Consider the following 26142-nt stretch of genomic DNA (forward strand, 5'->3'; position numbering starts at 1 on the left):
TCATGAAATCCGTGAGAAAGACGCCCGGGCGGCGCCGCCGGCTGCCGGTGGTCATGCTGCTGATCGCCGCCCTGCTGGGCACCGCCGTCGCGGCCTCCGCCGCCGTACCGGACAAGAAGCCGCCGCGCTCCGAGGCCTTCGGCCCGGCCGCGAGCCTGAGCAGGGTCGGCCTCGCCGACTGGGCCAGGAGCCAGCTCGCCGCGGACGCCAGGCGCCGTCTGACGCCGCCTCCGCTGCTGCCCAAGCTGCTGGGCGCGGTGACCGACACCGTACGCGGGCTGCTGGCGGCCGAGGCGCCCGAGCAGGCCGCCACGCTGGTGCTCTACGACGACGCGGGGCCCTACGGCTACCTCGGTGAGCTGTACGCCATGGCGGCCGCGAACCTCAGCGGCCACTTCGGCACGGTGGTGGCCAAGCCCGTCGAGCAGTACACCTCGGGCCTGCTCGGCCAGTACACGGCGACCGTCTATCTGGGCTCCACCTACTACGGCGGCGGCATCCCCGACGAGGTGCCGCCCGCCTTCTACCAGGACGTCCTGGCCGGCACGAAGCCGGTGACCTGGGTCGGCGACAACATCTGGAACATGGGCAGCGCGGTGGGGGCGGCGCAGTTCACCCAGAAGTACGGCTGGGACCCGACCACGTCCTACTTCTCGGACGCGAACGGTTCGGTCGGCAACGTCACCCAGGTGACCTACGGCGGCCAGCCCCTCACCCGGAAGATCCCGGCCGGCCAGGACGGCGGCGTACTGCGTCCGAACATCCTCACCGGAGCCGGGTATCCGGCGGTCACCCGGGTCGCCGAGGCGCTGGACTCGGCGAGCGGGACGACCTTCCCGTGGGCCGTGCGGTCCGCGAACCTGACGTACATCGGGGAGATCCCGTTCAGCTACGTTTCCGAAAGCGACCGGGTGATCGCCTACGAGGACATGCTGTTCGACGCCCTGGCCCCCGGCACCGCCGCGCGGCACCGGGCGATGTTCCGCCTGGAGGACATCAGCCCCGACTCCGACCCGGCCGAGCTGCGGGCCATGGCGGACTACCTCTACAGCCAGCAGATCCCGTACGGCATCAACGTCATCCCCGTCTACACGGACCCGAAGGGCGTCTACAACGGCGGCACCGCGCAGACCGTCACCCTGGCGCAGCGGCCGCAGGTCGTCTCGGCGCTGAAGTACATGCTGGCGCGCGGCGCGGTGCTGATGGAGCACGGCTACACCCACCAGTACAGCAACGTCGACAACCCGTACACCGGGGTGACGGGCGACGACTTCGAGTTCTACCGGGCGCACGTGGACGCGGCGAACAACGTCGTCTATGACGGGCCGGTGGCCGAGGACTCGACCGTCTGGGCGCAGTCCCGGGTGACCTCGGGCCTCGCCGCGTTCGCCGCAGCCGGTCTGCCGCGCCCGCAGCTGTGGACGACCCCGCACTACGCCGGGTCCGCCACCGACTACCGCGTCTTCGGCCAGAACTACTCGGCCCGGCTGGAACGATCGCTGTACTTCGCCGGGACGCTCGCCGGTGGTACGGCGGACCCGAACCGGTTCATCGGCCAGTTCTTCCCTTACGTCGTCAACGACGTGTACGGAACGAAGGTGCTTCCCGAGAACATCGGGAACTATGAACCCGTGGCACAGAACAACCACCCCGCGCGGTTCCCCGCCGACCTCGTCGCCTCGGCCAGGGCCAACCTGGCGGTCCGGGACGGCTTCGCCAGCTTCTTCTACCACCCCTACTATCCCCTCCAGCCGCTGAAGGACACGATCGACGGCATCAAGGCCCTCGGTTACACCTTCGTCAGCCCCGCGGCCCTGTGAGCAGCATCGGAAAGAAGGCGGTCGCGGCTCTCGCCGCGGCCGCCGCGCTCGTGCTCGCGGGCTGCTCGGGCGATGCGGGCGACCGGCCGCGGCCGAGCGGGTCCGGGTCGCGGTCCGGCTCGGCCGACGACGGGCGGGTGCGCGGGATGACCCTGCCGTCGTGGGCGGCGGACGACTACGACAGCCCGCGTGCGGAGGCATATCTGCACGACATCGCGCACACCGGCGCGCGCTGGGTCGTCTTCACGCCCACCTGGTACCAGCGCACCACCAGGGACAGCGAGCAGCACCCCACCGAGGAGACCGCGAGCGACGCGAGTCTGCGGCGGATCACCGCGCTGGCGCACAAGGCCGGCCTCAAGGTCATGCTGAAGCCGCATGTGGACCTGGTGGACGGCAGCGACCGGGCGGGGATCCGCCCCGCCGACCGGGCGGCCTGGTTCGGCTCGTACGAGAAGTTCATCACGCACTACGCCTCGCTCGCCCAGGAGACGGGGGCCGAGCGGTTCGTGGTCGGGACCGAACTCGCGGGGGTGTCGGGGGACCTGGAGCCGTGGCGCCGGGTGATCGCGGCGGTCCGCGCCCGCTACCGGTCGCCGCTGACGTACGCGGCCAACTACGACGAGTACGCCGAGGTCCCCTTCTGGCCGGAGCTCGACGTCATCGGCATCGACGCGTACTGGCCGCTGGGCTCGGCGCCCACGGCGGACGCGGGGAGGCTGGCCCGGGCCTGGCGCCCGGTGGTCGACGAGCTGGCGGCCTTCTCCGGCCGGCAGCACCGCAAGGTCCTGTTCACCGAGGCCGGGTACACGAGCCAGCGCGGCTCGACCACGGCGCCGTACTCGTGGACGGTGAGCAAGCGCGAGGACACCGACGAACAGGCCGCCGGGTACCGGGCGCTGCTGGACGCCTTCACGGGCCGGGACTGGTGGGCCGGGGTGTGCTGGTGGATGTGGGACGACTGGCCGGACAGCGGGGAGACCCCGGCGAGGCTGGCGTACACGCCGCACGGGAAGCCGGCGGAGGAGGTGCTGCGCTCGCACTGGACGTCGTCCGGCGACTCCCGCGACGCCGCCATTGACTAAAAGTCAAACCAGCCCCACTCCCGGGACCGGCCGTCTCCGTCCTGGCACCCCGGGGGGTTTGTGTGAGCACGGATTGCCGTCGTTCCGGGAGCAGGGGGCTGGGTGACGTGGGGCCCGTGGGCCCTGGCGTACGCTCTGCTTCTTCCGCGTACGCCCGGCCCCGTGAACGGAGACGAGCAGCATGGCAGCGATTTCCCTGCGCAAGGTCGAGCGGACCGCGCCCGGGCTGGTCTCCCTCTACAAAGCCGCTGCCGTCTCGCTGGAACACCACGGCCTGGCCGACGAGGAGGCCGCCGTCTACCTCGTCGTCGACTACTCGGGCTCGATGCGCCGGTACTTCAAGGACGGCAGCGTCCAGGCACTCGCCGACCGGGTCCTCGGCCTCTCCGCCCACCTCGACGACGACGGCCGCGTCCCGGTCTTCTTCTTCTCCACGGACATCGACGCGCAGGCCGAGATAGCCATCGAGAACCACCACGGGCGGATCGAGCGCATCGTCGCCAACCTGGGCCACATGGGGAGGACCAACTACCACTGGGCGATGGACGCGGTGATCGACCACTATCTGGAGAGCGGTGCCACCGCCCCCGCGCTCGTGGTCTTCCAGACCGACGGCGGGCCCAGCAGCAAGCTCGCTGCCGAGCGCTATGTCTGCAAGGCCGCGCGGCTGCCGCTGTTCTGGCAGTTCATCGGCTTCGGGGATCCCCAAAGCCGCCAGTTCGACTTCCTGCGCAAACTGGACGAGCTCGCCGTCCCGGACTTCCGCCCCGTCGACAACGCGGGCTTCTTCCACGTGGGCGCGGATCCGCTCCGGGTGACGGACGCGGAGCTCTACGACCGCCTCCTCGGCGAGTTCCCGCACTGGCTTCGGGCGGCGCGGGCGCGGGGGATCGTGCAAGTAGCGGCGACGAATTGATCCAGCCATCCAGCGCGGCGGCGGGACCCAGGCGCATGGGGAGAAGCCTAGGAACAGGCCGTCAGCAGTTCCGCCCTGCATTGGGCAGGGGTGCCCCAGGTGTCTCGTAGGGGGCGGGCCTTGCGTAGCCACAGGGAGAGAGGGAGTTCCTCCGTGTAGCCGACCGCGCCGTGCAGTTGGAGGGCGGTGCGGGCCGCCGTGTACGCCGCCTCGCCCGCCGCCGTCTTCGCCGCCGCCAGGTCCCCGGGGGCGAGGGTGAGGGCCGCCCCGTACACCAGCGGTCGCGCGAACTCCACCGCCAGCAGGGTGTCAGCGAGCCGGTGCTTCACCGCCTGGAACGAGCCGATCTCGACCCCGAACTGGGTGCGTTGTTTCACGTACGCGACCGTTCTGCGGAGGAGCTCCTCCGCCAGGCCCACCGACTGCGCCGACGTTGCCAGTCTGGCCCAGCGGACCGCGCATCCGGCGGCCTCGGCCACTGCGGGTCCCGCTGCCAGGAGTTCCCCGCCGGGGGCGGGGACGGCCAGTCGGCGGGCCGGGTCCAGGGAGGTGTGGAGGGGGCCGTGGGCCGGAGCCAGGCGGAGCTCGGTTCCGGCGGCCTCGCCCGTCACCACCAGCACCGCGTCCGCCGCATCCGGATCCAGCGCGTAGCCCCCGCCCTCCGGCACCGCCAGCGTCACCACGGACTCGCCCGCCAGCAGGGCCGGCAGCAGGCGCTTGGCCGGGTCCGGGGCGCCGGTGTCCGCCAGGTGGGAGAGCAGGGCCGTGGCCGCCGCCGTCTCCACCAGGGGGCCCGGCACCGCGTGGCGGCCCAACTCGCGGTAGGCCAGGGCGAGTTCCACCGGCAGCCGGCCCGCCCCGTCCTGTGCCTCCGGCGCCGCCAGCGCGAGCACCCCGGCCCCGGCGAGCCGCGCCCACAGCGCCCGGCCGGGCCCGTGGTCCCCGGCCGCCCAGGACCGTATGGCCGACGGAGTGTCCGAGGCGGTCAGGAGCGCGTCCAGGGAGCGGGCGAAGTCGCGCTGCTCGGGTGTCGGCAGGAACCTCATCGGGGACGGCCCTTCGGGAGGCCGAGCAGCCGCTCGGCGACGATGTCGCGCTGGATCTCGTTCGTACCGGCGTAGATGGGGCCGGCGAGAGCGAAGACGTATCCCTCCGCCCAGCCGCCGGGGAGATCCGCCAACTCGCCCTCCGCGCCCAGCACTTCCAGCGCCGCCTCGTGCAGCGCGATGTCGTACTCCGACCAGAACAGCTTGTTCAGGCTCGACTCCGCGCCCATCGCCTCGCCCGCCGCGAAGCGGGACGCGCCCGCGTACGTGAACAGCTGGTAGGCCCGCGCCCCGATCACCGCGTCCGCCACCCGGTCGCGCAGCCCCCGGTCCTCTCCGCGCTCGCGCCACAGCCGCACCAGCCGGTCGGCGGCGGCCAGGAAGCGGCCGGGGGAGCGCAGGGTGAGGCCGCGCTCGTTGCCGGTGGTGGACATCGCGATCCGCCAGCCCTGCCCCGGCTCCCCGATGACGTCCTCGTCGGGCACGAACACCTCGTCCAGGAACAGCTCCGCGAACGCCGGCTTGCCGTCGAGCCGCCCGATCGGGCGGACGGTCACCCCGGGGGCCCGCAGGTCGAACATCAGATACGTGAGGCCCTGGTGCGGCCGGGGAGCCGCCGGGTCCGTACGGAAGACGCCGAAGGCGCGGTCGGCGAACGCGGCCCGCGAGGACCAGGTCTTCTGGCCCGACAGCAGCCAGCCCCCGTCCGTGCGCACGGCCCGCGACCGCAGCGACGCGAGGTCGGAGCCGGCCTCCGGCTCCGACCAGGCCTGCGCCCACACCACCGCGCCGCTCGCCATGTCCGGCAGCACCCGGGCCCGCTGCTCCTCGCTGCCGTGGTCGAAGAGCGTCGGGGCGAGCAGGCTGATGCCGTTCTGGGAGACCCGGCCGGGCGCGCCCGCAGCCCAGTACTCCTCCTCGAACGCCAGCCACCCGAAGATGTCCGCGCCCCGGCCCCCGTACCGCTCCGGCCAGGACACCGCCGACCACCGCCCGGCGTACAGAGCGGCCTCCCACTCCCGGTGCGCGGCGAAGCCCTCCGCCGTCTCCAGGGACGGCAGCGGGGCCGCCGGAACGTGCGCCGCGAGCCACGCGCGCGCCTCGGCGCGCAACGCCTCCTCGTCGGCCGTGTGCGCCAAGTCCATTGCGGGGCCCGCCCCTTCGCGACCGACCGCCCGCGCGATCGTTCCCTAACAAGTGTTTGGTAGGTTAGCCTGCGGGCGTGACCGACAACAAGGTTCCGTATGTGCCCGGACACGGCCTGCTCGACGGCCGCACCGCCGTCGTCACCGCCGCCGCCGGGGCCGGGATCGGCGGCGCGAGTGCCCGCCGGTTCCTGGAGGAGGGCGCGCGGGTGCTGGTCAGCGACGCGCACGCGCGCAGGCTCAAGGAGACCGAGGAAGCCCTCGCCGCCGAGTTCGGCGCCGACGCGGTGGCCGCGCTGCCCTGCGACGTCACCGACGACGCACAGGTGCGCGCCCTGTTCGCCGAGGCGGTACGGCTGCACGGCCGCCTCGACGTCGTCGTCAACAACGCGGGCCTCGGTGGCACCGCCGAGCTCGCCGACATGAGCGACGAGCAGTGGGACCGCGTCCTCGACGTCACCCTGAACGGCACCTTCCGCTGCACCAGGGCGGCCCTGCGCGCCTACCGGACGGCCGGGCGCGGCGGCGTGATCGTCAACAACGCCTCCGTCGTCGGCTGGCGCGCCCAGGCCGGACAGGCCCACTACGCCGCCGCCAAGGCGGGCGTCATGGCGCTCACGCGCTGCGCGGCGATCGAGGCGGCCGCCTACGGAGTACGGGTCAACGCGGTCTCGCCGTCCCTCGCCATGCACCCCCACCTCGCCAAGGTCACCTCCGCCGGCCTCCTCGACGAGCTCGCCGCGCGCGAGGCCTTCGGGCGGTACGCCGAGCCCTGGGAGGTGGCCAACGTCGTCGTCTTCCTGGCCAGCGACTACTCCTCGTACATGACCGGCGAGGTCGTCGCCGTCAGCAGCCAGCACCCCTGACGGGACCACAATGGACCCGTGCCGAAGAACAAGAAGCAGCAGGTGACCGCCGTGCCCGAGCGGCGCGGAGAACTCCTCGCCACCGCGGCCGAGGTGTTCGCCGCCCAGGGCTACAACGCCACCACCGTCCGCAGGATCGCCGACGAGGCCGGGATGCTCGCGGGCAGCCTCTACTACCACTTCGACTCCAAGGAGTCGATGCTCGACGAGATCCTCTCCACCTTCCTGACCGAGCTGTGGCAGGGGTACGACGCCGTGCTCGCGGCCGGGCTCGGGCCGCGCGAGACCATCGAGGCCCTGGTCACCGAGTCCTTCCGGGAGATCGACCGGCACCGGGCCGCCGTGGCGATCTACCAGAAGGAGTCCCGGCACCTCGCCGAGCTGCCTCGGTTCGGCTATCTCGCCGACTCGCAGCGCAAGTTCGAGCAGGCGTGGCTGGGGACGCTGGAGCGCGGGGTGGCGGCCAAGGCGTTCCGGGCGGACCTCGACGTCCGGCTCACCTACCGGTTCGTCCGGGACACGGTGTGGGTGGCCGCGTCCTGGTACCGGCCCGGCGGACAGCACAGCCCGGAGGAGATCGCCCGCCAGTACCTGTCGATGGTCCTGGACGGAATCGCCGTACGAGAGTGAACCACTGACGCGTGAGGGAGTGGGGACATGGCCGAGGCCTATGTGATCGAAGCGGTGCGCACACCGGTGGGCAGGCGCGGGGGCGGGCTCGCCGACGTCCATCCGGCGGACCTGGGCGCCCATGTGCTCACCGCCCTCGTCGAGCGCTCCGGCATCGACGCGGCCGCCGTCGACGACGTCGTCTTCGGCTGCCTCGACGCGGTCGGGCCGCAGGCCGGGGACATCGCCCGCACCGCGTGGCTGGCGGCCGGGCTGCCGCAGGAGGTGCCGGGCGTCACCGTCGACCGCCAGTGCGGCTCCTCCCAGCAGGCCGTGCACTTCGCCGCGCAGGGCGTGCTCTCCGGCACCCAGGACCTGGTGGTCGCGGGCGGCACCCAGAACATGTCGATGATCCCGATCGCCTTCGCCTCCCGGCAGGCGGCCGAGCCGCTCGGCCTCACCGAGGGCCCGTTCGCCGGGTCGGCCGGCTGGCGGGCGCGGTACGGGGACCAGCCGGTCAACCAGTTCCACGGCGCCGAGCTCATCGCGGACAAGTGGCGGATCAGCCGCGAGGACCAGGAGGAGTTCGCGCTCCGCTCGCACCGGCGCGCGCTCCGGGCGATCGACGAGGGCCGTTTCGTACGCGAGACCGTGCCGTACGGGGAGGTGCGCGTCGACGAGGGGCCGCGCCGCGACACCAGCGCGGCGAAGATGGCCGCGCTGAAGCCGGTCGTCGAGGGCGGCACGATCACCGCCGCCTGCTCCTCGCAGGTCTCCGACGGCGCGGCCGCGATGCTGCTGGCGAGCGAGCGGGCCGTACGGGAGCACGGGCTCACCCCGCGCGCCCGGATCCACCACCTCTCGGTCCGCGGCGAGGACCCCGTCCGGATGCTCTCGGCGCCGATCCCGGCGACCGCGTACGCGCTGAAGAAGACCGGTCTCACCATCGACGCGATCGACCTGGTCGAGATCAACGAGGCGTTCGCGCCGGTGGTGCTCGCCTGGCTGAAGGAGACCGGCGCGGACCCGGACCGGGTCAACGTCAACGGAGGGGCCATCGCGCTGGGCCACCCTTTGGGGGCCACCGGTGTACGGCTGATGACGACGCTGCTGCACGAGCTGGAGCGCACGGGCGGCCGCTACGGCCTCCAGACGATGTGCGAAGGCGGCGGTCAGGCCAATGTGACGGTGATCGAGCGGCTGTGAGGGCGCGGCGGGGGAGTGGCGCGCCGCACACCGCCGCCCCTCGCCCCCAGGGGGTGACGTGGTACAGTTTCCCCGTTGCAGTTTTGGTACCCATAGACTTTATGTGCGCCTGACGGGAATGTTCCTCAGGCGCATTATTGTTTTTCCGGCTTTCTCCGGATGGGGCCCCTACCTATTCAGGAGAATGACATGGCTACTGGCACCGTGAAGTGGTTCAACTCGGAAAAGGGCTTCGGCTTCATCGAGCAGGACGGCGGCGGCCCGGACGTCTTCGCCCACTACTCGAACATCGCCTCCTCCGGCTTCCGTGAGCTCCTCGAGGGCCAGAAGGTCTCCTTCGAGGTCACCCAGGGCCAGAAGGGCCTGCAGGCGGAGAACATCATCCCCGCCTGATTCGTCGGCGAATCCCGAGCCGGGACCCGCACCGCGCAGGTGCGGGTCCCGGCTTGCGTGCTGTCCGTCCCCCGGGCCCAGGAAGGCAATCCCGTATGACGCGTACGACCCCCCGCAAGCGCTCCAGCTCAAGCTCCGCCAAGCCCGCCGCGAAGGCCGCGCGCGGCCGGACCGTACAGCCGCAGGGCGAATTCACGCTGCCGGAGACGGTCACGCCCGCGCTGCCCTCGGTGGCCGCGTTCGCCGACCTCGACATGCCCGCGGCGCTGCTCAAGACGCTGGCCGCGCAGGGGGTGACCGAGCCGTTCCCGATCCAGGCCGCGACGCTGCCGAACTCCCTCGCGGGGCGCGACATCCTCGGCCGGGGCCGTACCGGCTCGGGCAAGACCCTCGCCTTCGGCCTCGCGCTGCTGGCCCGTACGGCCGGCCGGCGCGCCGAGCCGAAGGCGCCGCTGGCCCTGGTGCTCGTGCCGACGCGCGAGCTGGCCCAGCAGGTCACGGACGCGCTCACGCCGTACGCCACCGCCGTCAACCTGCGCCTCACCACGGTCGTGGGCGGGCTCTCGCTCACCAAGCAGGCGAACGCGCTGCGGCGCGGCGCCGAGGTGCTCGTGGCCACGCCCGGCCGCCTCAAGGACCTCATAGAGCGCGGGGACTGCGTACTCGGCCAGGTCGGGATCACCGTCCTCGACGAGGCCGACCAGATGGCCGACATGGGCTTCATGCCGCAGGTCACGGCGCTGCTGAAGCAGGTCGAGCCGGGCGGTCAGCGCATGCTGTTCTCCGCGACCCTGGACAAGAACATCGACCGTCTGGTCCGGATGTTCCTCACCGACCCGGTCGTCCACTCCGTCGACCCGTCGGCGGGCGCGGTCACCACGATGGAGCACCATGTGCTCTACCTCCAGGACGAGACCGACAAGAAGGCCGTCACCACGCGGATCGCGGCGCGCGACGGCCGGGTGATCATGTTCCTGGACACCAAGCGCTCGGTGGACCGGCTGGTCAAGCGGCTGCTGGCGAGCGGTGTACGGGCGGCGGGCCTGCACGGCGGGCGCTCCCAGCCGCAGCGCAACCGCACCCTGGAGCAGTTCAAGAACGGCCAGGTCACGGCGCTCGTCGCGACGAACGTGGCGGCGCGCGGCATCCACGTCGACGACCTCGACCTGGTCGTCAACGTCGACCCGCCGACGGACCACAAGGACTACCTCCACCGGGGCGGCCGTACGGCCCGCGCGGGCGAGTCCGGCAGTGTGGTCACGCTGGTCCTGCCCGAGCAGAAGCGTGAGATGTCCCGCCTGATGACCTTCGCGGGGATCCGGCCGCGGACGGCGGCGGTGAAGTCCAGCGACGAGGAGCTGGTACGAGTCACGGGGGCGCGGGAGCCGTCGGGGGTGCCGGTGGTGATCGAGGTGCCGGCGCCTACGCCGCCGTCGGGTGCGCGCACTCGGAGCCGGGGCGCCCGCTCGGGCGCGGCCCGGTCCGGCCGGACGGGCCAGGGCTCCGGCCAGGGTGGCGCCCGGGGTGCCGCCCAGCCGCAGGGTGCCCGCGCCCAGGGTGGTGGCGCCCGCCGTGGCCGCCCCCAGCAGGGCGGCCGCCGCAGCGCCCCGGCGTAGCCGAGGTTTGATCCCCCACCCCGCCCCTTCCCGTAAGCCCTGGGCGGGCAGCCGGGCGGGGCTGCGCCCCCGCCCCTGAAGGGGTCCGTCTTTGTCCGCGGGCCGTGCTGGGTTGCTCGCGCAGTTCCCCGCGCCCCTTCAGGGGGCGCCCCGCAGGCGACGCTTCACCCCCGGAGGGTTTCGGGGAGGGGCGGGGTGGGGCCAAGACCCCGCAGTGACGACAGCGTCGCCTCCGCCTCCCCCATCACCCTCCCCACCAGCTCCCCCACACTCGGCAGATCCGAGATCACCCCCGCCACCTGCCCGGACGCCATCACCCCCGCCTCCACCCGCCCCTCCACCATCGACGCCCGCAGCAGCATCGGCGTGTTCGCGGCCAGCAGTATCTGACTCCATGTCACGTCCCGGCCGTGCCGCAGCGCGAGGCCGTCGCGGACGAGGCGGGGCCAGGACAGGCCGGACAGGGAGCGGAAGGCGGACGCGTGCCGTACGGCGTGCCCCAGCGCCCGTACCCGCCCGGCGCGCTCCAGCGACGCCACCAGCTCCGTGCGCAGCATCCGGTGCGGCATCCCGTCCACCGCCCGCGTCACCGTCACATCCGACACCCCCGCCGCCAGATACCGCGCCTTCACCGCGTCCGGCACCGGAGAGTCCGAGGTGAGCAGGAACCGGGTGCCCATGGCGACCCCGGCCGCCCCGTACGCCAGCGCCGCCACCAGACCGCGCCCGTCGTGGAAGCCCCCGGCCGCCACCACCGGGATGTCCACCGCGTCCACCACCTGCGGCAGCAGGACCGTCGTCGCCACCTCCCCGGTGTGCCCGCCGCCCTCCCCGCCCTGCACGATCACCGCGTCCGCGCCCCACGCCGCCACCTTCTCGGCGTGCCGCCGCGCCCCGACGGACGGCACGACCACCACGCCCGCGTCCTTGAGCTGAGCGATCAGCTCCCGCGAGGGCGCGAGCGCGAAGGACGCCACCCGCACCCCCTCCTCCACGATGATCCGCACCCGCTCCCGCGCGTCCCCCGCGTCCGCCCGCAGATTCACCCCGAACGGCGCGTCCGTACGGGACTTGACCTCCCGTACCGCCGCGCGCAGCACCTCGGGCGTCATCGTCGCCGAGGCGAGGATGCCCAGCGCCCCGGCCTCGGCGGTGGCCGACACCAGCCGGGGCCCGGCCACCCACCCCATGCCGGTCTGCACGATCGGGTGCCGCACCCCCACCAGCCGGGTCAGCGCCGTCTCCATCAGCTCCGGACCTCCGCCTCGCGCCGCCCCTCGGGATCCAGGACCTCGCGGATCAGCCGCAGTTCCTCGGGTGTGGGGTCGCGTGTGTACGGGACCTCGTCCTCCTCCACCGCCAGCGTGAAGCCCGTCGCCTCGCGCACCCGCTCCACCGTCACCCCGGGGTGCACCGACGCCAGCCGCATCGTGCGGTCCGGGGTGGCGAAGTCCAGGACGCCGAGGTCGCTGACCACCCGGGGGATGCGGTGGTAGCGGGCCCCGGCCGCCGCCGCCCGGTCGTAGCCGACGCCGCACACCATGTCGACGGCGGGCACGAACACCCGGGGCGAGTGGCGCGGAACCCAGTAACTCACCGGGTTGTTCAGGGTGTTGACCGGGGCGCCGCGCACCCCCAGCAGCTGGCGCACGGGCGCGGCCCAGTCGCCGATGCAGGAGATGTTCTGGTTGCCGAAGCGGTCGAGCTGGCTCGCGCCCATCATCACGTGCCGCCGGCCCCCCGTGACCAGGGTCAGATGGCGCCGGTACGGCAGCCAGCCCTCCGCCGCCCCCTCGGCGCCCACCAGTGTCGCCTCGCCGTCGGTGAGCAGCAGGTCCGGGGCGAAGGTGCGCCGGGCCAGCCGCGCGCCCAGCGCCGGGATCAGCCCCATCGGGCTGGCCAGCACCTCCCCGTCGCCCCGCCACGCCTCGGCGCAGGCGATCACGCAGTACTCGGCGCGGCTGACGGCCGGACCGCTCATCGGACCTCCTCGTGCCAGGCCTGCACGGCCGACTGGTAGCTCTTCTCGTCGGGCCCCGAGAGGAACCGCACGGCGAAGTCCTCCCACGGCGTCGTCGCGTACAGCTTCTGGAACGGCTCGTCGCGCCCGTAGTCCGGCACGCACGAGGTGAAGTGCGCGCCGTTCGGCGCCTCCACGACGCCCGTGACCGAGTGGCGTTGGACGAGCAGCGTCTGCGGGACGGCGTCCGCGAAGCCGCCGGGCTCCACCAGCCGCTCGCAGGAGACGTACGCGCTGTCGGCGGCCTCGCAGAACAGGTCGTCGAAGTACGGGTCGGGGCCCAGGTACTGGGCGTTGCCCAGCCGGTCGGCGCGGTTGAGGTGGACCAGGGCCGCGTCCATGCGCAGCGCGGGCACCGCCACGAACGTCTCCCCGTCCTCGTACGGCGAGGTCACCGTCCGCAGCTGGGGGTTGACCCGCATCACGTCCGAGCCGAGCCCGGCCCGTACCGGAAGGAAGGGCAGCCGATTGGCGGCCGCGTGCAGCCCCCACATGAACATCGCCTCGTCGATCTCGGTGAGGGCGAACGCCCCCGTCTCGCGCGCCGCGCGGAAGTGCGGCTCCAGCGGGATGGAGTCGAGGGTGGCGAAGGGGGCGACCAGTCTGCGGACGCGCCCGGCGGCGGCGAGCAGCCCGACGTCCGGGCCGCCGTACGAGACGACCGTCAGATCCGTCACGGGCGATCTCAGCAGCGCCCGCACCAGCGCCATCGGTTTGCGGCGCGAGCCCCAGCCGCCGATGCCCAGGGTCATCCCGCTGCGCAGCCGCGCGACGACGTCCTCGGGCGTCATGGTCTTGTCGGTCATGACCGCTCCCTGCCCTTCCCCGGCTCCTCGCCGAAGCTGTCGCGGATCCGGGCGGCCACTCCGCTCAGGCCCGCCTCGAAGGTGAAGCCCTGCTCGAAGCGGTAGCTGCGGCGGACGTCGACGGGGTCGATGCCGTTGATGGCGGCCTTGGCGAGCCGGATGAGAGTGCCGTCCTTACGGGCGATCTCGCGGGCCAACTCCATCGCGGCGTCCAGGAGTTCGCTCCTGTGCACCACCCGCCACACCGAGCCGTGGGCCAGCAGCTCCCGGGCCGTGGCCGTACGCGAGGTGTAGTAGAGCGCGCGCATCAGATGCTGGGGGACGAGCCGGGCCAAGTGGGTGGCGGCGCCGAGCGCGCCCCGGTCCAGCTCCGGCAGCCCGAAGACGGCGTCCTCGCTGGCGACCAGCACATCGGCGTTGCCCACCAGGCCGATCCCGCCGCCCAGACAGTGCCCCTGTACCGCCGCGACGACCGGCACCTCGCACTCGTACACCGCCGCGAAGGCCTCGTAGCAGCCCCGGTTGGCGCCGATGAGCGCGTCGTGGCCGGGGTCGCGCCGCAACTCCTTGATGTCGACCCCCGCGTTGAAGCCGCGCCCCTCGGCGGCCAGGACGACGCACCGGGCGCCGGGGTCGCGCCCGGCCGTGCGCACGGCGTCGGCCAGCTCGTACCAGCCGTGCACGGGCAGCGCGTTGACGGGCGGGAAGTCGACGGTGACGAGACGGATCCCCTTCTCGGGGGCGGTGGTGGAGACACCCATGGGCGGATCAGCTACCTTTCCACCAAACATTTGTTAGGTGAGGAAGGTAGCGCGGATGGAGCTGGCCGGGAAGGCGGCGGTCGTCACGGGCGGCACCCGGGGCGTCGGCGCGGGCATCGCGCGGGCGTTCCTGGCGGCGGGCGCCGAGGTGGTGGTCTGCGCCCGCAGACCGCCGCCGGAGCCGGTCGAGGCGGCGGGCCGCAGGGCCGGGTTCCGCCCGCTCGACCTGCGCGAACCCCTGGCCGTACGGGAGTTCTTCGACGGGGTCGCGGCGGAGTACGGGCGCCTGGACGTACTCGTCAACAACGCGGGCGGCACTCCCTACCGCCTCCTCGGGGAGTCGTCCGCCGAGCGCCACGCGCGCGTACTGGAGCTCAACCTCACGGCGCCGCTCACCGCCTCGCTCGCCGCGTACCCGCATCTGCGCGCGTCCGGCGGCTCGGTGGTGATGATCGGCAGTGTCAGCGGGACCCGCGCCTCGCCCGGGACCGCCGCGTACGGCGCCGCCAAGGCGGGTCTGGAGAACCTGGCCCGCTCGATGGCGGTGGAGTGGGCGCCCGGAGTGCGGGTCAACACGCTCGTCCTCGGCATGGTCCGCACTGAGCTCGCGCGGCTGCACTACGGGGACGAGAAGGGCGTCGCGGCCGTCGCCAGGACCGTGCCGCTGGGCCGCCTCGCCGAGCCGGACGAGGTGGGGGAGGCGGCCGTCTTCCTGGCCTCCGCCCGGGCCGCGTACATCACCGGCGCGTCCCTCCTGGTGCACGGGGGCGGCGAGCGCCCCGCGTTCCTGGACGCGGCCACCGCCAACAAACCACCGGAACAGCAGGGGAGTTGAGATGACGGACATGAGTGCGGGGCGGGTCGTCGTGGTGACCGGGGCCGGGCGCGGGCTCGGCCGCGCGCACGCCCTGGCGTTCGCGGCCGAGGGGGCGAAGGTCGTCGTCAACGACCTCGGCGTGGGCCTCGACGGGGCGCCGGGCCCCGGCAGCCCGGCCGAGCAGGTCGTCGCCGAGATCCGCGCGGCGGGCGGCGAGGCGGTCGCGCACGGCGGCGACATCGCCACGGCGAAGGGCGCGGCCTCCCTGGTGGAGACCGCCCTCGACCACTTCGGCCGGCTCGACACACTGGTCGCCAACGCGGGCTTCCTGCGCGACCGGATGCTGGTCAACCTCGACGAGGACGACTGGGACGCGGTGCTGCGGGTCCACCTCAAGGGCCACTTCCTGCCGCTGCGGGAGGCGGCGGCGCACTGGCGCGCCGAGACCAAGGCGGGCCGCCGCCCGGTCGCCCGGGTCGTCCACACGACCTCGGGGGCGGGTCTGCTCGGCAGTGTGGGCCAGGGGAACTACGCGGCGGCCAAGGCCGGGATCGTCGGCCTCACCCTGGTGGCCTCGGCGGAGCTCGCCCGCTACGGCGTCCAGGTCAACGCGATCGCCCCGGCGGCGCGCACCCGGATGACCGAGCAGGTCTTCACCTCGCTCGCGGCCGCGCCCGAGGACGTGTCGCCGCTGGTGGTGTGGCTGGGGTCGGCGGCGAGCGAGGGCGTGACGGGCCGGGTCTTCGAGGCGGAGGGCGGCCGCATCACGGTGATGGAGGGCTGGCGCCCGGGCCCGACGGCGGACAAGGGGGCCCGGTGGACCCCGGCGGAGGCGGGGGAGGCGGCGCGACGGCTGCTGGGGGAGGCCGAGGCGCCGGGAGCGGTGTACGGGGCGGGGTGAGGGGCGGGGACGACGTGCGGCGGGTGCGTGCGCCCGGGGTGGGGGTGGCTAGCGGCCGAGCCGGGCCGCCGCCTCGCGCTGGAGGGTGCTGTTCCCGGCCAGGAAGCGGACCACGGTCCTCAGCTCCTCCGTGGTGAACTCCTCGCAGAAATCGGCCACTTCGTGGGACCAGTCGACGAAGAACCGCTTCAGGCCGTCGATGTTCTCCCAGCGGATCTCGATGAGGACGCGCCGCTTGTCGGTGGGGTGCTTGGCGCGCCGGACGAACCCCTTGGCCTCCAGGCGGTCGACGAGGCCGGTCACGGAGGCGGGGGCCAGGCCCGTGTGCTGGGCCAGGTCCCCCGCGGTGAGCGGACCGAACCGTTCCAGCAGATCGAGCGTCTTCGATTCGGAGGCTCCCAGGCCTTGCCTTTCGGCTACCGCGGTGTGGAACATCACCGTGACGCCGCTGTGTTCGCGCGCCACGTGGAGAAGGTCTTCGACCGCCTTGGCGCGGTCGGCAGCGAGGCTGTGGTCCATGGCGGGGAGAGTAGCAAGGCCATTAGTTCGCCAAAACGAAAGAATGGCCAAAATCTGTCCATGAGGGCAAAGAGCGTCGAACGGCTCGGTTACGGGGCGGTGCCGCAGGTTAACTCATAGGAAATTCAATCGAGTTGGTGTTGACGGCGGCCGATCTACGCGCGTCATCATGGGCCGCATGAGAATCCCCCCACGTTTCACCACGCTCGGCGCGATCGCGACGGTCGCCGCCGCCCTGCTGCTCGGCCCGACCGCGACCGCCTCGACCGCTTCCGTCCGGAGCGCCGGCAGCATCTGCCGTTCCGAGCTGCCCTCGCAGGCGTACGACACGCTGCGGCTGATCGACACGGGCGGCCCGTTCCCGTACGCGCAGGACGGCACCGTCTTCTCCAACCGCGAGCAGGTGCTGCCGTCGCAGTCGAGCGGCTACTACCACGAGTACACGGTGAAGACCCCGGGCTCCTCCACGCGCGGCGCCCGCCGCATCGTCACCGGCCGCCAGTCCCACGAGGACTACTACACCTCGGACCACTACGCGACCTTCGACCTGGTCGACTTCACCTGCTGACACCGCGCGTCTTGTGCCCGGTCTTTGTCTGCGGCTGAGTGGTGGGTTGCTCGCGCAGTTCCCCGCGCCCCTAGGTAGTCCCCGGCAGCCGGAGAACTCAGCTCAGCCCCAGGCTTCCAGGGGCGCGGGGAACGGCGCGAGAAGCGACCACGACCCGCAGACGACCGAGGGTTTTCAGGGGCGCGGGGAACGGCGCGAGCAACCACCCACTCACCCGCAGACGAAGGCCGGGCCAAGAAGGGGCGCGGGGAACGGCGTGGGAAGAGGCCAAGGCCCGCAGACGACCGAGGGTTTTCAGGGGCGCGGGGAACTGCGCGAGCAACCACCCACTCACCCGCAGACGAAGGCCGGGCCAAGAAGGGGCGCGGGGAACGGCGCGAGCAACCCACCACTCACCCGCAGACGAAGGCCGGGCCCAAGGCGTCCCCACCCCCGGCGGGTTTAGGGAACGGGCGGGGTGGGGGCTACGTATCGCAGGTCAGCACCGCCCGACACACCCCACACCGAACCCGCACCCTCCCCCGAACCCCCACCCGGTTCCGCTGCCCGCACGTAGGACACGAGAAGCACACCCGCAACCCGTCCCCCACCCCCTCGAAGGAGTACGGCCCAGCCGAGGAGGACCCCAGTCCGGCCCCTGCCCCGCCCCCCTCCCGCGCCGCCCGCCGCTCCCGCGCGTACCGGACCCGCCCCGCCCACCCCGCCCCCACCAGCGGCGGCTGCTGCTCGTCGCGTCGGGCCAGGGCCTGGCCCGCCCGGTACGCGGGGTACGCCTGCGGGCTGGTGAACCACGGCGACGGGTCCTCGCCGAAGACGGCCGCGCGCTTCGCCAGGACGTAGCCGAACTCCTCCGGCGTCAGATACCCGAGCTTCTGGCTCGACACCCCGTCCTCCCGGAACGCGTCGAGCAGCAGCCACCCCGCCCCCAGATACGTGGTCACCGTGTCCGTGAGGATCTCGTTGTCCCGCGTCCCGGGGAACTCCAGGCCCAGCCGGTGCAGCAGCACATGGGTGATCTCGTGCGCCAGCGCCGCCCCGATGTCCCGCCGGTGGCCGCGGAAGCGGTCGTTGAGCTCGATGAAGTACTCCGGCCCCGCCGCGAGTTCGACCGCCGCCGCGTGCCGCATCTCGCGGAACCCGACGATCATCCGCGCGTCCGGCAGATGCAGATGCTGGACCAGCGCCCGGGCCACCCGCTGGGCGCCGAGGTGGAGGTCGTCGTGGTCGGCGAAGGCGACGTCGGCGGGCAGGACGCTCGTCGCGTACCCCTGGATCCCGTCGTACGACAGCCGTCGGTACAGCGCGGTGATCGCCGCCCGTACGGTGTCGAGGTGCGGAAAGCCATGGACGACCGGGCTGGACACACGGCCGGGCCGGGACCCGGGACGAGACCCGGCGCCGGACCCGTCCGCACTCTCGTGGGCCACGCTGTCACCCCCGTACGACGGTGAACCGGCCTCCACTGTACGAGGCGTCCACGGCACCCCGCCGCCCCGCGCATGGCCGGAATGCAATCCTTGTCGGCGGCCCGGGGGGCTCCGATAATCCACAGCACGCGCATTGACGCGCCCATGTCATCCCCAGGCGTGTCGGCGTGCGGACGTCCAACCCCCCACGAAGGGCAGTCCCTTGAAGAACACATTCGTGCGTGCGCTCAAGAGATGTATAGCCGTCGCGGCGGTCACCGTCGCCGCGTTCACCCTCCAGCCCGCCACCGGCGCCACGGCGTCCCCCACGCCCGTGGTCGGCGGAACCCGCGCCGCCCAGGGCGAGTTCCCGTTCATGGTCCGCCTCTCCATGGGCTGCGGCGGCGCCCTCTACACCCAGCAGATCGTCCTCACCGCCGCCCACTGCGTGGACGGCTCCGGCGCCAACACCTCCATCACCGCGACCACGGGTGTCGTCGACCTCCAGAGCAGCAGCGCCGTCAAGGTGCGCTCCACCAAGGTGCTCCAGGCGCCCGGCTACAACGGCAAGGGCAAGGACTGGGCGCTGATCAAGCTCGCCCAGCCGGTCAGCCAGCCGACCCTCAAGATCGCCACGACCACCCAGTTCAACAGCGGCACCTTCACCGTCGCCGGCTGGGGCGCGCGGCGCGAGGGCGGCGGCCAGCAGCGCTACCTGTACAAGGCGACGGTCCCGTTCGTCTCCGACGCCCAGTGCCAGCAGGCGTACGGCAGTGACCTCGTCCCGAGCGACGAGATCTGCGCGGGGTACGTCGAGCAGGGCGGCGTCGACACCTGCCAGGGCGACTCCGGTGGGCCCATGTTCCGCAAGGACAACGACAACGCGTGGATCCAGGTCGGCATCGTGAGCTGGGGCCAGGGCTGCGCGGAGCCCGGTTATCCGGGCGTGTACAGCGAGGTCTCGACCTTCGCGACGGACATCGCGAAGGCGGCGTCGACGCTGTAGCGGTGGCCCGGGCTTCGTCTGCGGCCCGGTGGTGGGCTGGTCGCGCAGTTCCCCGCGCCCCTAGGTAGGAGCCCGCAGCCGGAGAACTCAGCTCAGCCACAGATTTTCAGGGGCGCGGGGAACTGCGCGAGAAGAGGCCACGACCCGCAGACAAAAGACCGGGCCCCAAAGGGGCGCGGGGAACTGCGCGAGCAACCGACCACTCACCCGCAGACAAAGGCCGGGCCCAGGAGTAAGCGCTGCCATATGAACGGGAGCCGCCCCGCCCCGGAGGAAGGGACGGGGCGGCTCCGGCTCGGGGCCCGGTGGCCGTGGGATCAGGTGAAGGAGATGGTCTGGACGGTGTTCCCGGTGGTCTGCTCCCAGGCCGTGACGTTGCACTGCACCGCGGCGCAGTCCACGGTGACGTCCTGGCCAGTGGACCAGTCCTTGGCGGTGAAGGCCTTCTTGACCTGGAGGTCCACGGCTATCGCGCCGTTGGCGTCGGCGGTCAGGTACTTGACGTCGCCGGAACAGACGGTGGCGGAGGCACACTCGCCCACGTTCACGGCGGCGCCGGGCGTGTAGCCGGAAGCCGTGACCGAGACCGTCTGCCCGTCGGAGAGCCCCGTGTTCGGGGTCAGCGAGATCGCGGTCGCGGCGGACGCGGGAGTGGCGAGCAGCAGGGTGGCTGCCACGGCGGCTCCAGAGGCGGCCAACTTGGCGATGCGGGATCGGGTGATGAGATCCTTCATGTCAACCTCAAAAGGGTGCGTCGGAAAGGATGGAACGCGCTTTCTTTGGCGCTCTTCGAGGTTAGTGGAACCTCACTTCCGCACCCGTTGCGCTCTCAACTTCGAGCTCCCACACCCATACTTCGTTGGCTTGATCCCGCAGTACCGCTCCGGGGACGTGAAAAAAACGCTGCGGACCGGTATTCCAATAACGCCCGAGGTTGAAGCCGTTCACCCAGACGAAACCTCGGACCAGGCCGTGGAGTTCGAGGCGCGCATCACCCGGAACGGGGGCTTCGAAGGTGCCGCGAAACAGTCCCCTGCCCGCCTCCGCAGTTGAACGGAACGGCAGCCGCCGGATTCGCTCCGCGTCGCCGAGCACCTCGTCGAACGCGTCGAGCCGCAGGCCACGCGCGCGTACGCCGTGCAGGAACTGCCGTTCGTGCAGCACCCCGCCGGTGATTCCCTTGGGCTCGGCGAGCCTCGGCCCGTAGTTGACGCGCCCCAGCGACTCCACCCACAGCTCGACCACGGCGGGCCCCGCCACCGGCTCCGGCAGCACCGCGTCGTCCTCGGTGAGCACCCCGGCCCGCACCCCGTCCACGTATACGACCGCCCGGTCGCGCAGCCCCCGCACCCGCAGCGGATACGGCTGCCGGGGCCCGGGCACCTCGAACCGGTAGCGCACCACGCCCCGGTCCACGTCCAGCTCCTCGAACGTCGGCGGCACCGCGTACACCTCCTCCGCCGACCCCAGCGCCGCCAGCACGTCCTCGGCCGCCACCCACTGGGTCAGCGGCACGGTGACCGGGGCGCCCAGCACGGGCGGCGGGGGCGGGAGTTCGGGCAGCGGCCCCGGCGCGTACGCCCCGAGCACCTCACGGAACGCCCAGAACTTCGGCGTCGGGCGGCCGTACTCGTCGATGGGGGCGTCGTAGTCGTAGGAGGTGACGTCCGGCCGCAGGGTGCCCAGATGCTCCTCGCCGTCCCGGTTGGCGCCCGCCCACCCGGCGAAGCTGGTGCCGCCGTGAGCCATATAGAGGTTGACGGACGCGCCGCACTCCAGGATCTCGCGCAGCACCCCCGCCGCCTCCCCGGCGTCCCGCACCACCGGCTCCGCGCCCCAGTGCTCGAACCAGCCGCACCAGAACTCCATGCACATCAGCGGCCCAAAGGGCCGGTGGCGGCGCAGCACCTCGAAGCCCTCGGCGGCGCCCGAGCCGAAGTTCACGGTGGCCAACACCCCCGGCAGACAGCCGCCGCTGAGCATGTGGTCCTCGGGTCCGTCGGAGGTGAACAGGGGTACGCTCACGCCCAGTTCGCCGAGCAGGTCCGCGAGCGCCCGCAGATACACCTGGTCCGAGCCATAGCTGCCGTACTCGTTCTCCACCTGCACCATGAGCACCGGGCCGCCCCGGTCGACCTGGCGCTCCACGACCTGCGGCAGCAGCGCCCGGAACCAGCGCTCCACATGCCCCAGGTACTCCGCGTCCCGGGTGCGCACCCGCGTCCCGAGCGCCCCCGTCAGCCAGTGCGGCAGCCCGCCGTTCTCCCACTCGGCGCAGATGTACGGGCCGGGGCGCACGATCGCCCACAGCCCGGCCGCGTGCGCCGCGTCCAGGAACCGGCCCAGCGCCGCCACGTCCCGGAGCCGCCCGGGCGCGGGCTCGTGCAGGTTCCACGGAACGTACGTCTCGACGCAGTTCAGCCCCATCGCCCGCAGCATCGCGAGCCGGTGGCCCCACTGGGACTCGTGCACCCGGAAGTAGTGCAGCGCCCCGGACAGCAGCCGCACCGGCCGTCCGTCCAGCAGAAAGTCCTTCTCACCCACGGTGAAGTCAGCCACCGGCCCCGCCCGTCTCTCGTTCTCCCACCGCCGCCACTCTCGCCCCTGGCGCGGGCGCCGGTCCATGGACAAAGATCGGCGCTGATTGGACGCAAAGGGGGGGACGGGAGGCGGCGGAAGCGGCATGTACCACACCTGGATGCGCTATTTCACGCCGAGCCAGCTCCACCACCGGCTCGGTCTGGTCTGCCTGGGCGTCGGGATGCAGTACGGCACGCTGCCCACCGTCGGCCCGCGCACCCTGGACCACCACGTCGCCGTGGTGATCGGCGCGGGCGGCGGCTGGTTCCGGGGCGCGGACGGGGAGCGGATCACCGTCACCGCGCCCGCGCTGCTCTGGCTCACCCCGGGCGTGCCGCACCACTACGGGCCCGACCCGGTCACCGGCTGGGACGAGTCCTTCGTCGACTTCACCGGGCCCGCCACCGCCACGTACACCGAACTCGGCTACATCGAGCCCGAGCGGCCGGTCGTGCCGCTCGCCGACACGGCGGGCGCCCGCGCCGCCGTCGGCCGCATCGCGCGGGCCGCCCGCCGGGGCAACCCGCTCCTGGAGGTCGAGACGGGCGCCGCCGTCCATGAGCTCCTCGTCGCGCTGCGCCGCGCCCGCGCCGACCTGGCCCCCGACGGCGACCCCGTCCTCCAGGCGCTGGCCCGCGACGCCTTCCAGCCGCTGTCGGTGGCCGAGCACGCCGCCCGGCACGGGATGACCCCCGCCGAGCTGCGCACGGCGGTGCGCCGGGGCGCGGGGTGCAGCCCCAAGGACTATCTGCTCGGCATCCGGCTGGGCCGCGCCAAGGAGCTGCTCGCCGCCACCGAGCTGCCGGTCGCCGCCGTGGCCCGCCGGGTCGGCTACGACGACCCCGCCTACTTCTCCCGCCTGTTCACCCGGCGCGTCGGCACCGCCCCGGTGCGCTTCCGCGAGCAGCAGGGCCGGGCCGTCCCCGGCGGCTGGAGCAGCAGGATCCCGGATCCTGAACACCCTCCGACGATCCCGGGCCCGGCCACGTAAGCTCGACGACCATGACCACGATCGACCCCTCCGTGCAGGCGGAGCTCGCGCGCCTGCGGGACAGCATCGACAACATCGACGCGGCCGTCGTCCACATGCTCGCCGAGCGCTTCAAATGCACCCAGCAGGTCGGCCACCTCAAGGCCGAGCACAAGCTGCCGCCGGCCGACCCGGCCCGCGAGTCCCAGCAGATCGACCGGCTGCGCCGGCTCGCCGAGAGCGCCAAGCTGGACCCGGCCTTCGCCGAGAAGCTGCTGAACTTCATCATCGCGGAGGTGATCAGGCACCACGAGACGATCGCCAAGTCCTCGTGAGCCGCCGCGCGCCCCGCCGTCGCGTGCGCTGAGAGCGCAACCCCATCCCGCTGTGCGGACGGGGTGGCATCGGGCAGCATGGCCCCCATGTCCGTACTGACGCGCGACGAAGCGCAGACCCGTGCCCGGCTCCTCGACGTCCAGCGGTACGAGATCGAGCTCGATCTCACCACCGGCGAGGAGACCTTCGACTCCCAGACCGTCATTCACTTCACCGCACACGCGGCCGGGGACACGTTCGTCGAGGTCAAGCCGGCCACCCTGCGCTCGGTCAGCCTCGACGGGCAGCCGCTGGACCCCGCCGCCCTCGCCGGCAACCGCCTCGCCCTCACCGGGCTGAGCGAGGGCGCGCACGAGCTGCGCGTCGAGGCGGAGATGTCGTACTCGCACACCGGCGAGGGGCTGCACCGCTTCACCGACCCCGCCGACGGCGAGACCTACCTCTACACCCAGCTCTTCATGGAGGACGTGCAGCGCGTCTTCGCCGCCTTCGACCAGCCCGACCTCAAGGCCGTCTTCGACCTCACGGTCACCGCGCCCGAGAACTGGACCGTGCTCGCCAACGGCATCACCGAGCACCAGGGCGGCGGCCGCTGGAAGGCCGCCACCACCCCGCTGCTCTCCACCTACTTCGTGGCGCTCGCCGCCGGCCCCTGGCACTCGGTCACCACCGAGCACGCCGGCCTGCCCTTCGGCCTGCACTGCCGCCGCTCGCTCGCCCCCTACCTGGACGCCGACGCCGACGAGCTCTTCGAGATCACCCGGCAGTGCTTCGACCGCTACCACGAGAAGTTCGACGAGCCCTACCCCTTCGACTCCTACGACCAGGCCTTCGTGCCCGAGTTCAACGCGGGCGCCATGGAGAACCCGGGCCTGGTCACGTTCCGCGACGAGTTCGTCTACCGCTCCGCCGTCACCGACACCGAGCGCCAGACCCGCGCCATGGTCGTCGCGCACGAGATGGCGCACATGTGGTTCGGTGACCTGGTCACGCTGCGCTGGTGGGACGACATCTGGCTGAACGAGTCGTTCGCCGAGTACATGGGCTACCAGACCCTCACCGAGGCCACCCGCTTCACCGACACCTGGGTGGACTTCGGCATCGCCCGCAAGGCCTGGGGCTACGACGCCGACCAGCGCCCCTCCACCCACCCCGTCGCCCCCGACCCGGACGCCGTGCCCGACACCGCCTCCGCGATGCTCAACTTCGACGGCATCTCCTACGCCAAGGGCGCCTCCGCGCTGCGCCAGCTGGTGGCCTGGATGGGCGAGAAGGACTTCCTCGCGGGCATCAACACCCACTTCAAGCGGCACAAGTTCGGCAACGCCACCCTCGCCGACTTCATCGACAACCTGGCCTCCGCCACCGACCGCGATGTGCACGCCTGGGCCGACAAGTGGCTGCGCACCACCGGCGTGGACACCCTGACCCCGGTGGTCGGCGAGGCCGAGGGCGGCTGGACGCTCGCCGTGGAGCAGGACGGCGACCGCCCGCACCGGATCGCGGTGGGCGCGTACGACATCGAGCCGGCCAGCCCCGGCCGGCTGGTGCTGCGCGAGCGCTTCGAGATCGACGTGCCGGGCGCGCCCCTGACCCGCCCCGGCGCCCGCCCCGCGCTCGTGCTCCTCAACGATGGCGACCTCTCCTACGCCAAGGTGCGCCTGGACGCCGAGTCGTGGCAGACCGCGCTGCGGACCCTGTCAGGACTGCCCGACCCGCTCGCCCGCGCCGTCGTGTGGAACGCGGCCCGCGACATGGTCCGCGACGGCCAGCTGCCGCCCGCCGCCTATCTGGAGGCGGCCCGCGCCCACCTCCCGTACGAGTCGGACCTCGCCGTCGTCCAGGGCGTCCTCGGCTTCGCCTCCGCCCACGTCGCCGACCGCTACCTCGCCGATGGCGCCCGCCCCGCCGCCCTCGCGCTGCTCGGCGAGCTCACCCGCGACCTCATCCGGCGCACCGAGGACGGCGACAACCCAGGCCTGCGGCTCACCGCCGTGCGCCACTTCGTCGACTGCGCCGCCCAGCCCCACACCATCCAGGAGTGGCTGGCCGACGGCAGCGTTCCCGGCGGCCCCGAGCTCGACCCGGAGCTGCGCTGGCGCATCCTCAACCGCCTCGCCGTGCTGGGCGCGACCACCGAGGCGGAGATCGCCGCCGAGCTGGCCCGCGACCCCAGCGCCACCGGCGAGGAGGGCGCGGCCCGCTGCCGCGCCGCGCTGCCGGATCCGTCCGCGAAGGCCGCCGCGTGGACCGCGATGTTCGAGGGCGACACGCTCTCCAACTACCTCTTCACGGCCACCGCCCAGGGCTTCTGGCAGCCCGAACAGGCCGATCTCGTACGGGAGTACGTGGCGGCCTTCTATGTGGACGCGGTCCCGCTCGCCGACCGGCGCGGCCCCGCCATCGCGGAAGCGGCCGGGCGCCACGCCTTCCCGCACTTCGCGGTCGACGCGGAGGCGGTGGCGCTCGGCGAGGCGTGCCTGTCCCGCGACGACCTCCTGCCGGCCCTGCGCCGCAAGCTGACCGACCAGGTCGACGACCTGCGCCGGGCCCTGGCGGTACGGGACGCCTGACCCGGGCCGCCGGGCCCCGGGGGTGGCGCGTCCATACCAGCGCGCCATCCCCGGGCGCCCCGCCTCCGGGGGTTCGTACCACTTTCGGGTTGAGATCGCCCAGCAGGGCGGCTCCACCGCGCCGGGACGCTCCACGCTGGTGGGGCCGTCGTTCGCGCACCCGAAGGACCCCCGCCC

At 72.7% G+C, this 26142-nt stretch carries 25 protein-coding genes; 15 read left to right on the plus strand and 10 right to left on the minus strand.

Annotated elements, in window-relative coordinates; translation table 11 throughout:
• Window positions 1-2 precede the first annotated feature (2 nt).
• The 3 genes from ABD236_RS30405 to ABD236_RS30415 all read left to right on the plus strand — a co-directional run bounded on the left by ABD236_RS30405 (window position 3) and on the right by ABD236_RS30415 (window position 3821).
• Complete coding sequence (locus ABD236_RS30405; RefSeq protein ID WP_344079228.1) at window positions 3-1820, plus strand: DUF2334 domain-containing protein; 1818 nt, start codon at window positions 3-5, stop codon at window positions 1818-1820.
• On the plus strand, window positions 1817-2905 hold the full coding sequence (locus ABD236_RS30410; protein ID WP_344079230.1) for a glycoside hydrolase family 113: 1089 nt from the start codon (window positions 1817-1819) through the stop codon (window positions 2903-2905). Before ABD236_RS30405 ends, ABD236_RS30410 begins: the two co-directional genes overlap by 4 nt.
• A gap of 181 nt (window positions 2906-3086) precedes the next feature.
• Complete coding sequence (locus ABD236_RS30415) at window positions 3087-3821, plus strand: vWA domain-containing protein (RefSeq protein ID WP_344079232.1); 735 nt, start codon at window positions 3087-3089, stop codon at window positions 3819-3821.
• 47 nt (window positions 3822-3868) lie between these two features.
• Here ABD236_RS30415 and ABD236_RS30420 read toward each other — a convergent pair whose 3' ends face one another.
• Window positions 3869-4867, minus strand: a complete 999-nt coding sequence (locus ABD236_RS30420) for an acyl-CoA dehydrogenase family protein (protein WP_344079234.1) — start codon at window positions 4865-4867, stop codon at window positions 3869-3871.
• Window positions 4864-6012 carry an acyl-CoA dehydrogenase family protein gene (locus tag ABD236_RS30425; RefSeq protein ID WP_344079236.1) on the minus strand — a complete coding sequence of 383 codons (1149 nt, stop codon included), beginning with the start codon at window positions 6010-6012 and terminating at the stop codon, window positions 4864-4866. Before ABD236_RS30425 ends, ABD236_RS30420 begins: the two co-directional genes overlap by 4 nt.
• A 77-nt stretch (window positions 6013-6089) precedes the next feature.
• On the opposite strand from ABD236_RS30425, the gene ABD236_RS30430 reads away from it, so the two are divergent.
• The 5 genes from ABD236_RS30430 (at window position 6090) to ABD236_RS30450 (ending at window position 10702) form a co-directional block, all read left to right on the plus strand.
• On the plus strand, window positions 6090-6878 hold the full coding sequence (locus tag ABD236_RS30430; protein ID WP_344079238.1) for an SDR family oxidoreductase: 789 nt from the start codon (window positions 6090-6092) through the stop codon (window positions 6876-6878).
• A gap of 18 nt (window positions 6879-6896) precedes the next feature.
• The gene (locus ABD236_RS30435) at window positions 6897-7508 is read left to right on the plus strand and encodes a TetR/AcrR family transcriptional regulator (protein WP_344079240.1); all 612 of its coding nucleotides are present in this window, start codon (window positions 6897-6899) and stop codon (window positions 7506-7508) included.
• Between the two features lie 27 nt (window positions 7509-7535).
• The gene (locus ABD236_RS30440) at window positions 7536-8693 is read left to right on the plus strand and encodes an acetyl-CoA C-acetyltransferase (RefSeq protein ID WP_344079242.1); all 1158 of its coding nucleotides are present in this window, start codon (window positions 7536-7538) and stop codon (window positions 8691-8693) included.
• Between the two features lie 189 nt (window positions 8694-8882).
• Window positions 8883-9086 carry a cold-shock protein gene (locus ABD236_RS30445; protein WP_030794464.1) on the plus strand — a complete coding sequence of 68 codons (204 nt, stop codon included), beginning with the start codon at window positions 8883-8885 and terminating at the stop codon, window positions 9084-9086.
• 95 nt (window positions 9087-9181) lie between these two features.
• Window positions 9182-10702: a DEAD/DEAH box helicase gene (locus ABD236_RS30450; protein WP_344079246.1), complete on the plus strand. Its 1521-nt coding sequence runs from the start codon at window positions 9182-9184 to the stop codon at window positions 10700-10702.
• 164 nt (window positions 10703-10866) lie between these two features.
• Here the strand turns inward: ABD236_RS30450 and ABD236_RS30455 are convergent, their stop codons facing one another.
• From ABD236_RS30455 to ABD236_RS30470, 4 genes are read right to left on the minus strand one after another with little or no spacing between them, the layout of a single operon-like run.
• The gene (locus tag ABD236_RS30455) at window positions 10867-11949 is read right to left on the minus strand and encodes an NAD(P)H-dependent flavin oxidoreductase (protein WP_344079248.1); all 1083 of its coding nucleotides are present in this window, start codon (window positions 11947-11949) and stop codon (window positions 10867-10869) included.
• Window positions 11949-12683 (minus strand): CoA-transferase subunit beta, encoded by a 735-nt coding sequence (locus tag ABD236_RS30460; RefSeq protein WP_344079250.1) that lies wholly within the window; start codon window positions 12681-12683, stop codon window positions 11949-11951. The genes ABD236_RS30455 and ABD236_RS30460 overlap by 1 nt, the downstream gene beginning before the upstream one ends.
• Window positions 12680-13528, minus strand: coding sequence for a CoA transferase subunit A (locus ABD236_RS30465; RefSeq protein WP_344079252.1), 849 nt, complete (start codon window positions 13526-13528; stop codon window positions 12680-12682). Before ABD236_RS30465 ends, ABD236_RS30460 begins: the two co-directional genes overlap by 4 nt.
• Entirely contained in the window at window positions 13525-14289 is a 765-nt protein-coding gene (locus ABD236_RS30470) for an enoyl-CoA hydratase family protein (protein ID WP_344079254.1), read from the minus strand. Before ABD236_RS30470 ends, ABD236_RS30465 begins: the two co-directional genes overlap by 4 nt.
• A gap of 55 nt (window positions 14290-14344) precedes the next feature.
• Between ABD236_RS30470 and ABD236_RS30475 the strand changes: the two genes are divergently transcribed.
• Both ABD236_RS30475 and ABD236_RS30480 read left to right on the plus strand, forming a co-directional pair.
• On the plus strand, window positions 14345-15124 hold the full coding sequence (locus tag ABD236_RS30475; protein WP_344079297.1) for an SDR family oxidoreductase: 780 nt from the start codon (window positions 14345-14347) through the stop codon (window positions 15122-15124).
• A gap of 1 nt (window position 15125) precedes the next feature.
• Window positions 15126-16007 (plus strand): SDR family oxidoreductase, encoded by an 882-nt coding sequence (locus ABD236_RS30480; RefSeq protein ID WP_344079256.1) that lies wholly within the window; start codon window positions 15126-15128, stop codon window positions 16005-16007.
• A gap of 48 nt (window positions 16008-16055) precedes the next feature.
• Here ABD236_RS30480 and ABD236_RS30485 read toward each other — a convergent pair whose 3' ends face one another.
• Window positions 16056-16526 (minus strand): MarR family winged helix-turn-helix transcriptional regulator, encoded by a 471-nt coding sequence (locus tag ABD236_RS30485; RefSeq protein WP_344079258.1) that lies wholly within the window; start codon window positions 16524-16526, stop codon window positions 16056-16058.
• Window positions 16527-16704: 178 nt separating this feature from the next.
• Here ABD236_RS30485 and ABD236_RS30490 point away from each other — a divergent pair, with 178 nt between their 5' ends.
• Entirely contained in the window at window positions 16705-17094 is a 390-nt protein-coding gene (locus ABD236_RS30490; RefSeq protein ID WP_344079260.1) for a guanyl-specific ribonuclease, read from the plus strand.
• Between the two features lie 464 nt (window positions 17095-17558).
• On the opposite strand, the gene ABD236_RS30495 is transcribed toward ABD236_RS30490, so the two are convergent.
• Window positions 17559-18458, minus strand: a complete 900-nt coding sequence (locus tag ABD236_RS30495; protein WP_344079299.1) for a hypothetical protein — start codon at window positions 18456-18458, stop codon at window positions 17559-17561.
• A gap of 265 nt (window positions 18459-18723) precedes the next feature.
• On the opposite strand from ABD236_RS30495, the gene ABD236_RS30500 reads away from it, so the two are divergent.
• Window positions 18724-19506 (plus strand): S1 family peptidase, encoded by a 783-nt coding sequence (locus tag ABD236_RS30500; protein ID WP_344079262.1) that lies wholly within the window; start codon window positions 18724-18726, stop codon window positions 19504-19506.
• Between the two features lie 317 nt (window positions 19507-19823).
• Here ABD236_RS30500 and ABD236_RS30505 read toward each other — a convergent pair whose 3' ends face one another.
• The gene (locus tag ABD236_RS30505; RefSeq protein ID WP_344079264.1) at window positions 19824-20240 is read right to left on the minus strand and encodes an enediyne antibiotic chromoprotein; all 417 of its coding nucleotides are present in this window, start codon (window positions 20238-20240) and stop codon (window positions 19824-19826) included.
• Between the two features lie 61 nt (window positions 20241-20301).
• Complete coding sequence (locus ABD236_RS30510) at window positions 20302-22065, minus strand: glycoside hydrolase family 35 protein (RefSeq protein ID WP_344079266.1); 1764 nt, start codon at window positions 22063-22065, stop codon at window positions 20302-20304.
• A 124-nt stretch (window positions 22066-22189) separates the two neighbouring features.
• Here ABD236_RS30510 and ABD236_RS30515 point away from each other — a divergent pair, with 124 nt between their 5' ends.
• The 3 genes from ABD236_RS30515 (at window position 22190) to pepN (ending at window position 25965) form a co-directional block, all read left to right on the plus strand.
• A complete protein-coding gene (locus ABD236_RS30515; RefSeq protein ID WP_344079268.1) occupies window positions 22190-23077 on the plus strand; it encodes a helix-turn-helix domain-containing protein in 888 nt (295 codons plus the stop codon).
• 11 nt (window positions 23078-23088) lie between these two features.
• A complete protein-coding gene (locus tag ABD236_RS30520) occupies window positions 23089-23391 on the plus strand; it encodes a chorismate mutase (RefSeq protein WP_344079270.1) in 303 nt (100 codons plus the stop codon).
• An 87-nt stretch (window positions 23392-23478) separates the two neighbouring features.
• Complete coding sequence (gene pepN / locus ABD236_RS30525) at window positions 23479-25965, plus strand: aminopeptidase N (protein ID WP_344079272.1); 2487 nt, start codon at window positions 23479-23481, stop codon at window positions 25963-25965.
• Window positions 25966-26142: the final 177 nt, after the last annotated feature.

The organism is Streptomyces crystallinus, assembly GCF_039521265.1.
Classification (GTDB): domain Bacteria; phylum Actinomycetota; class Actinomycetes; order Streptomycetales; family Streptomycetaceae; genus Streptomyces; species Streptomyces crystallinus.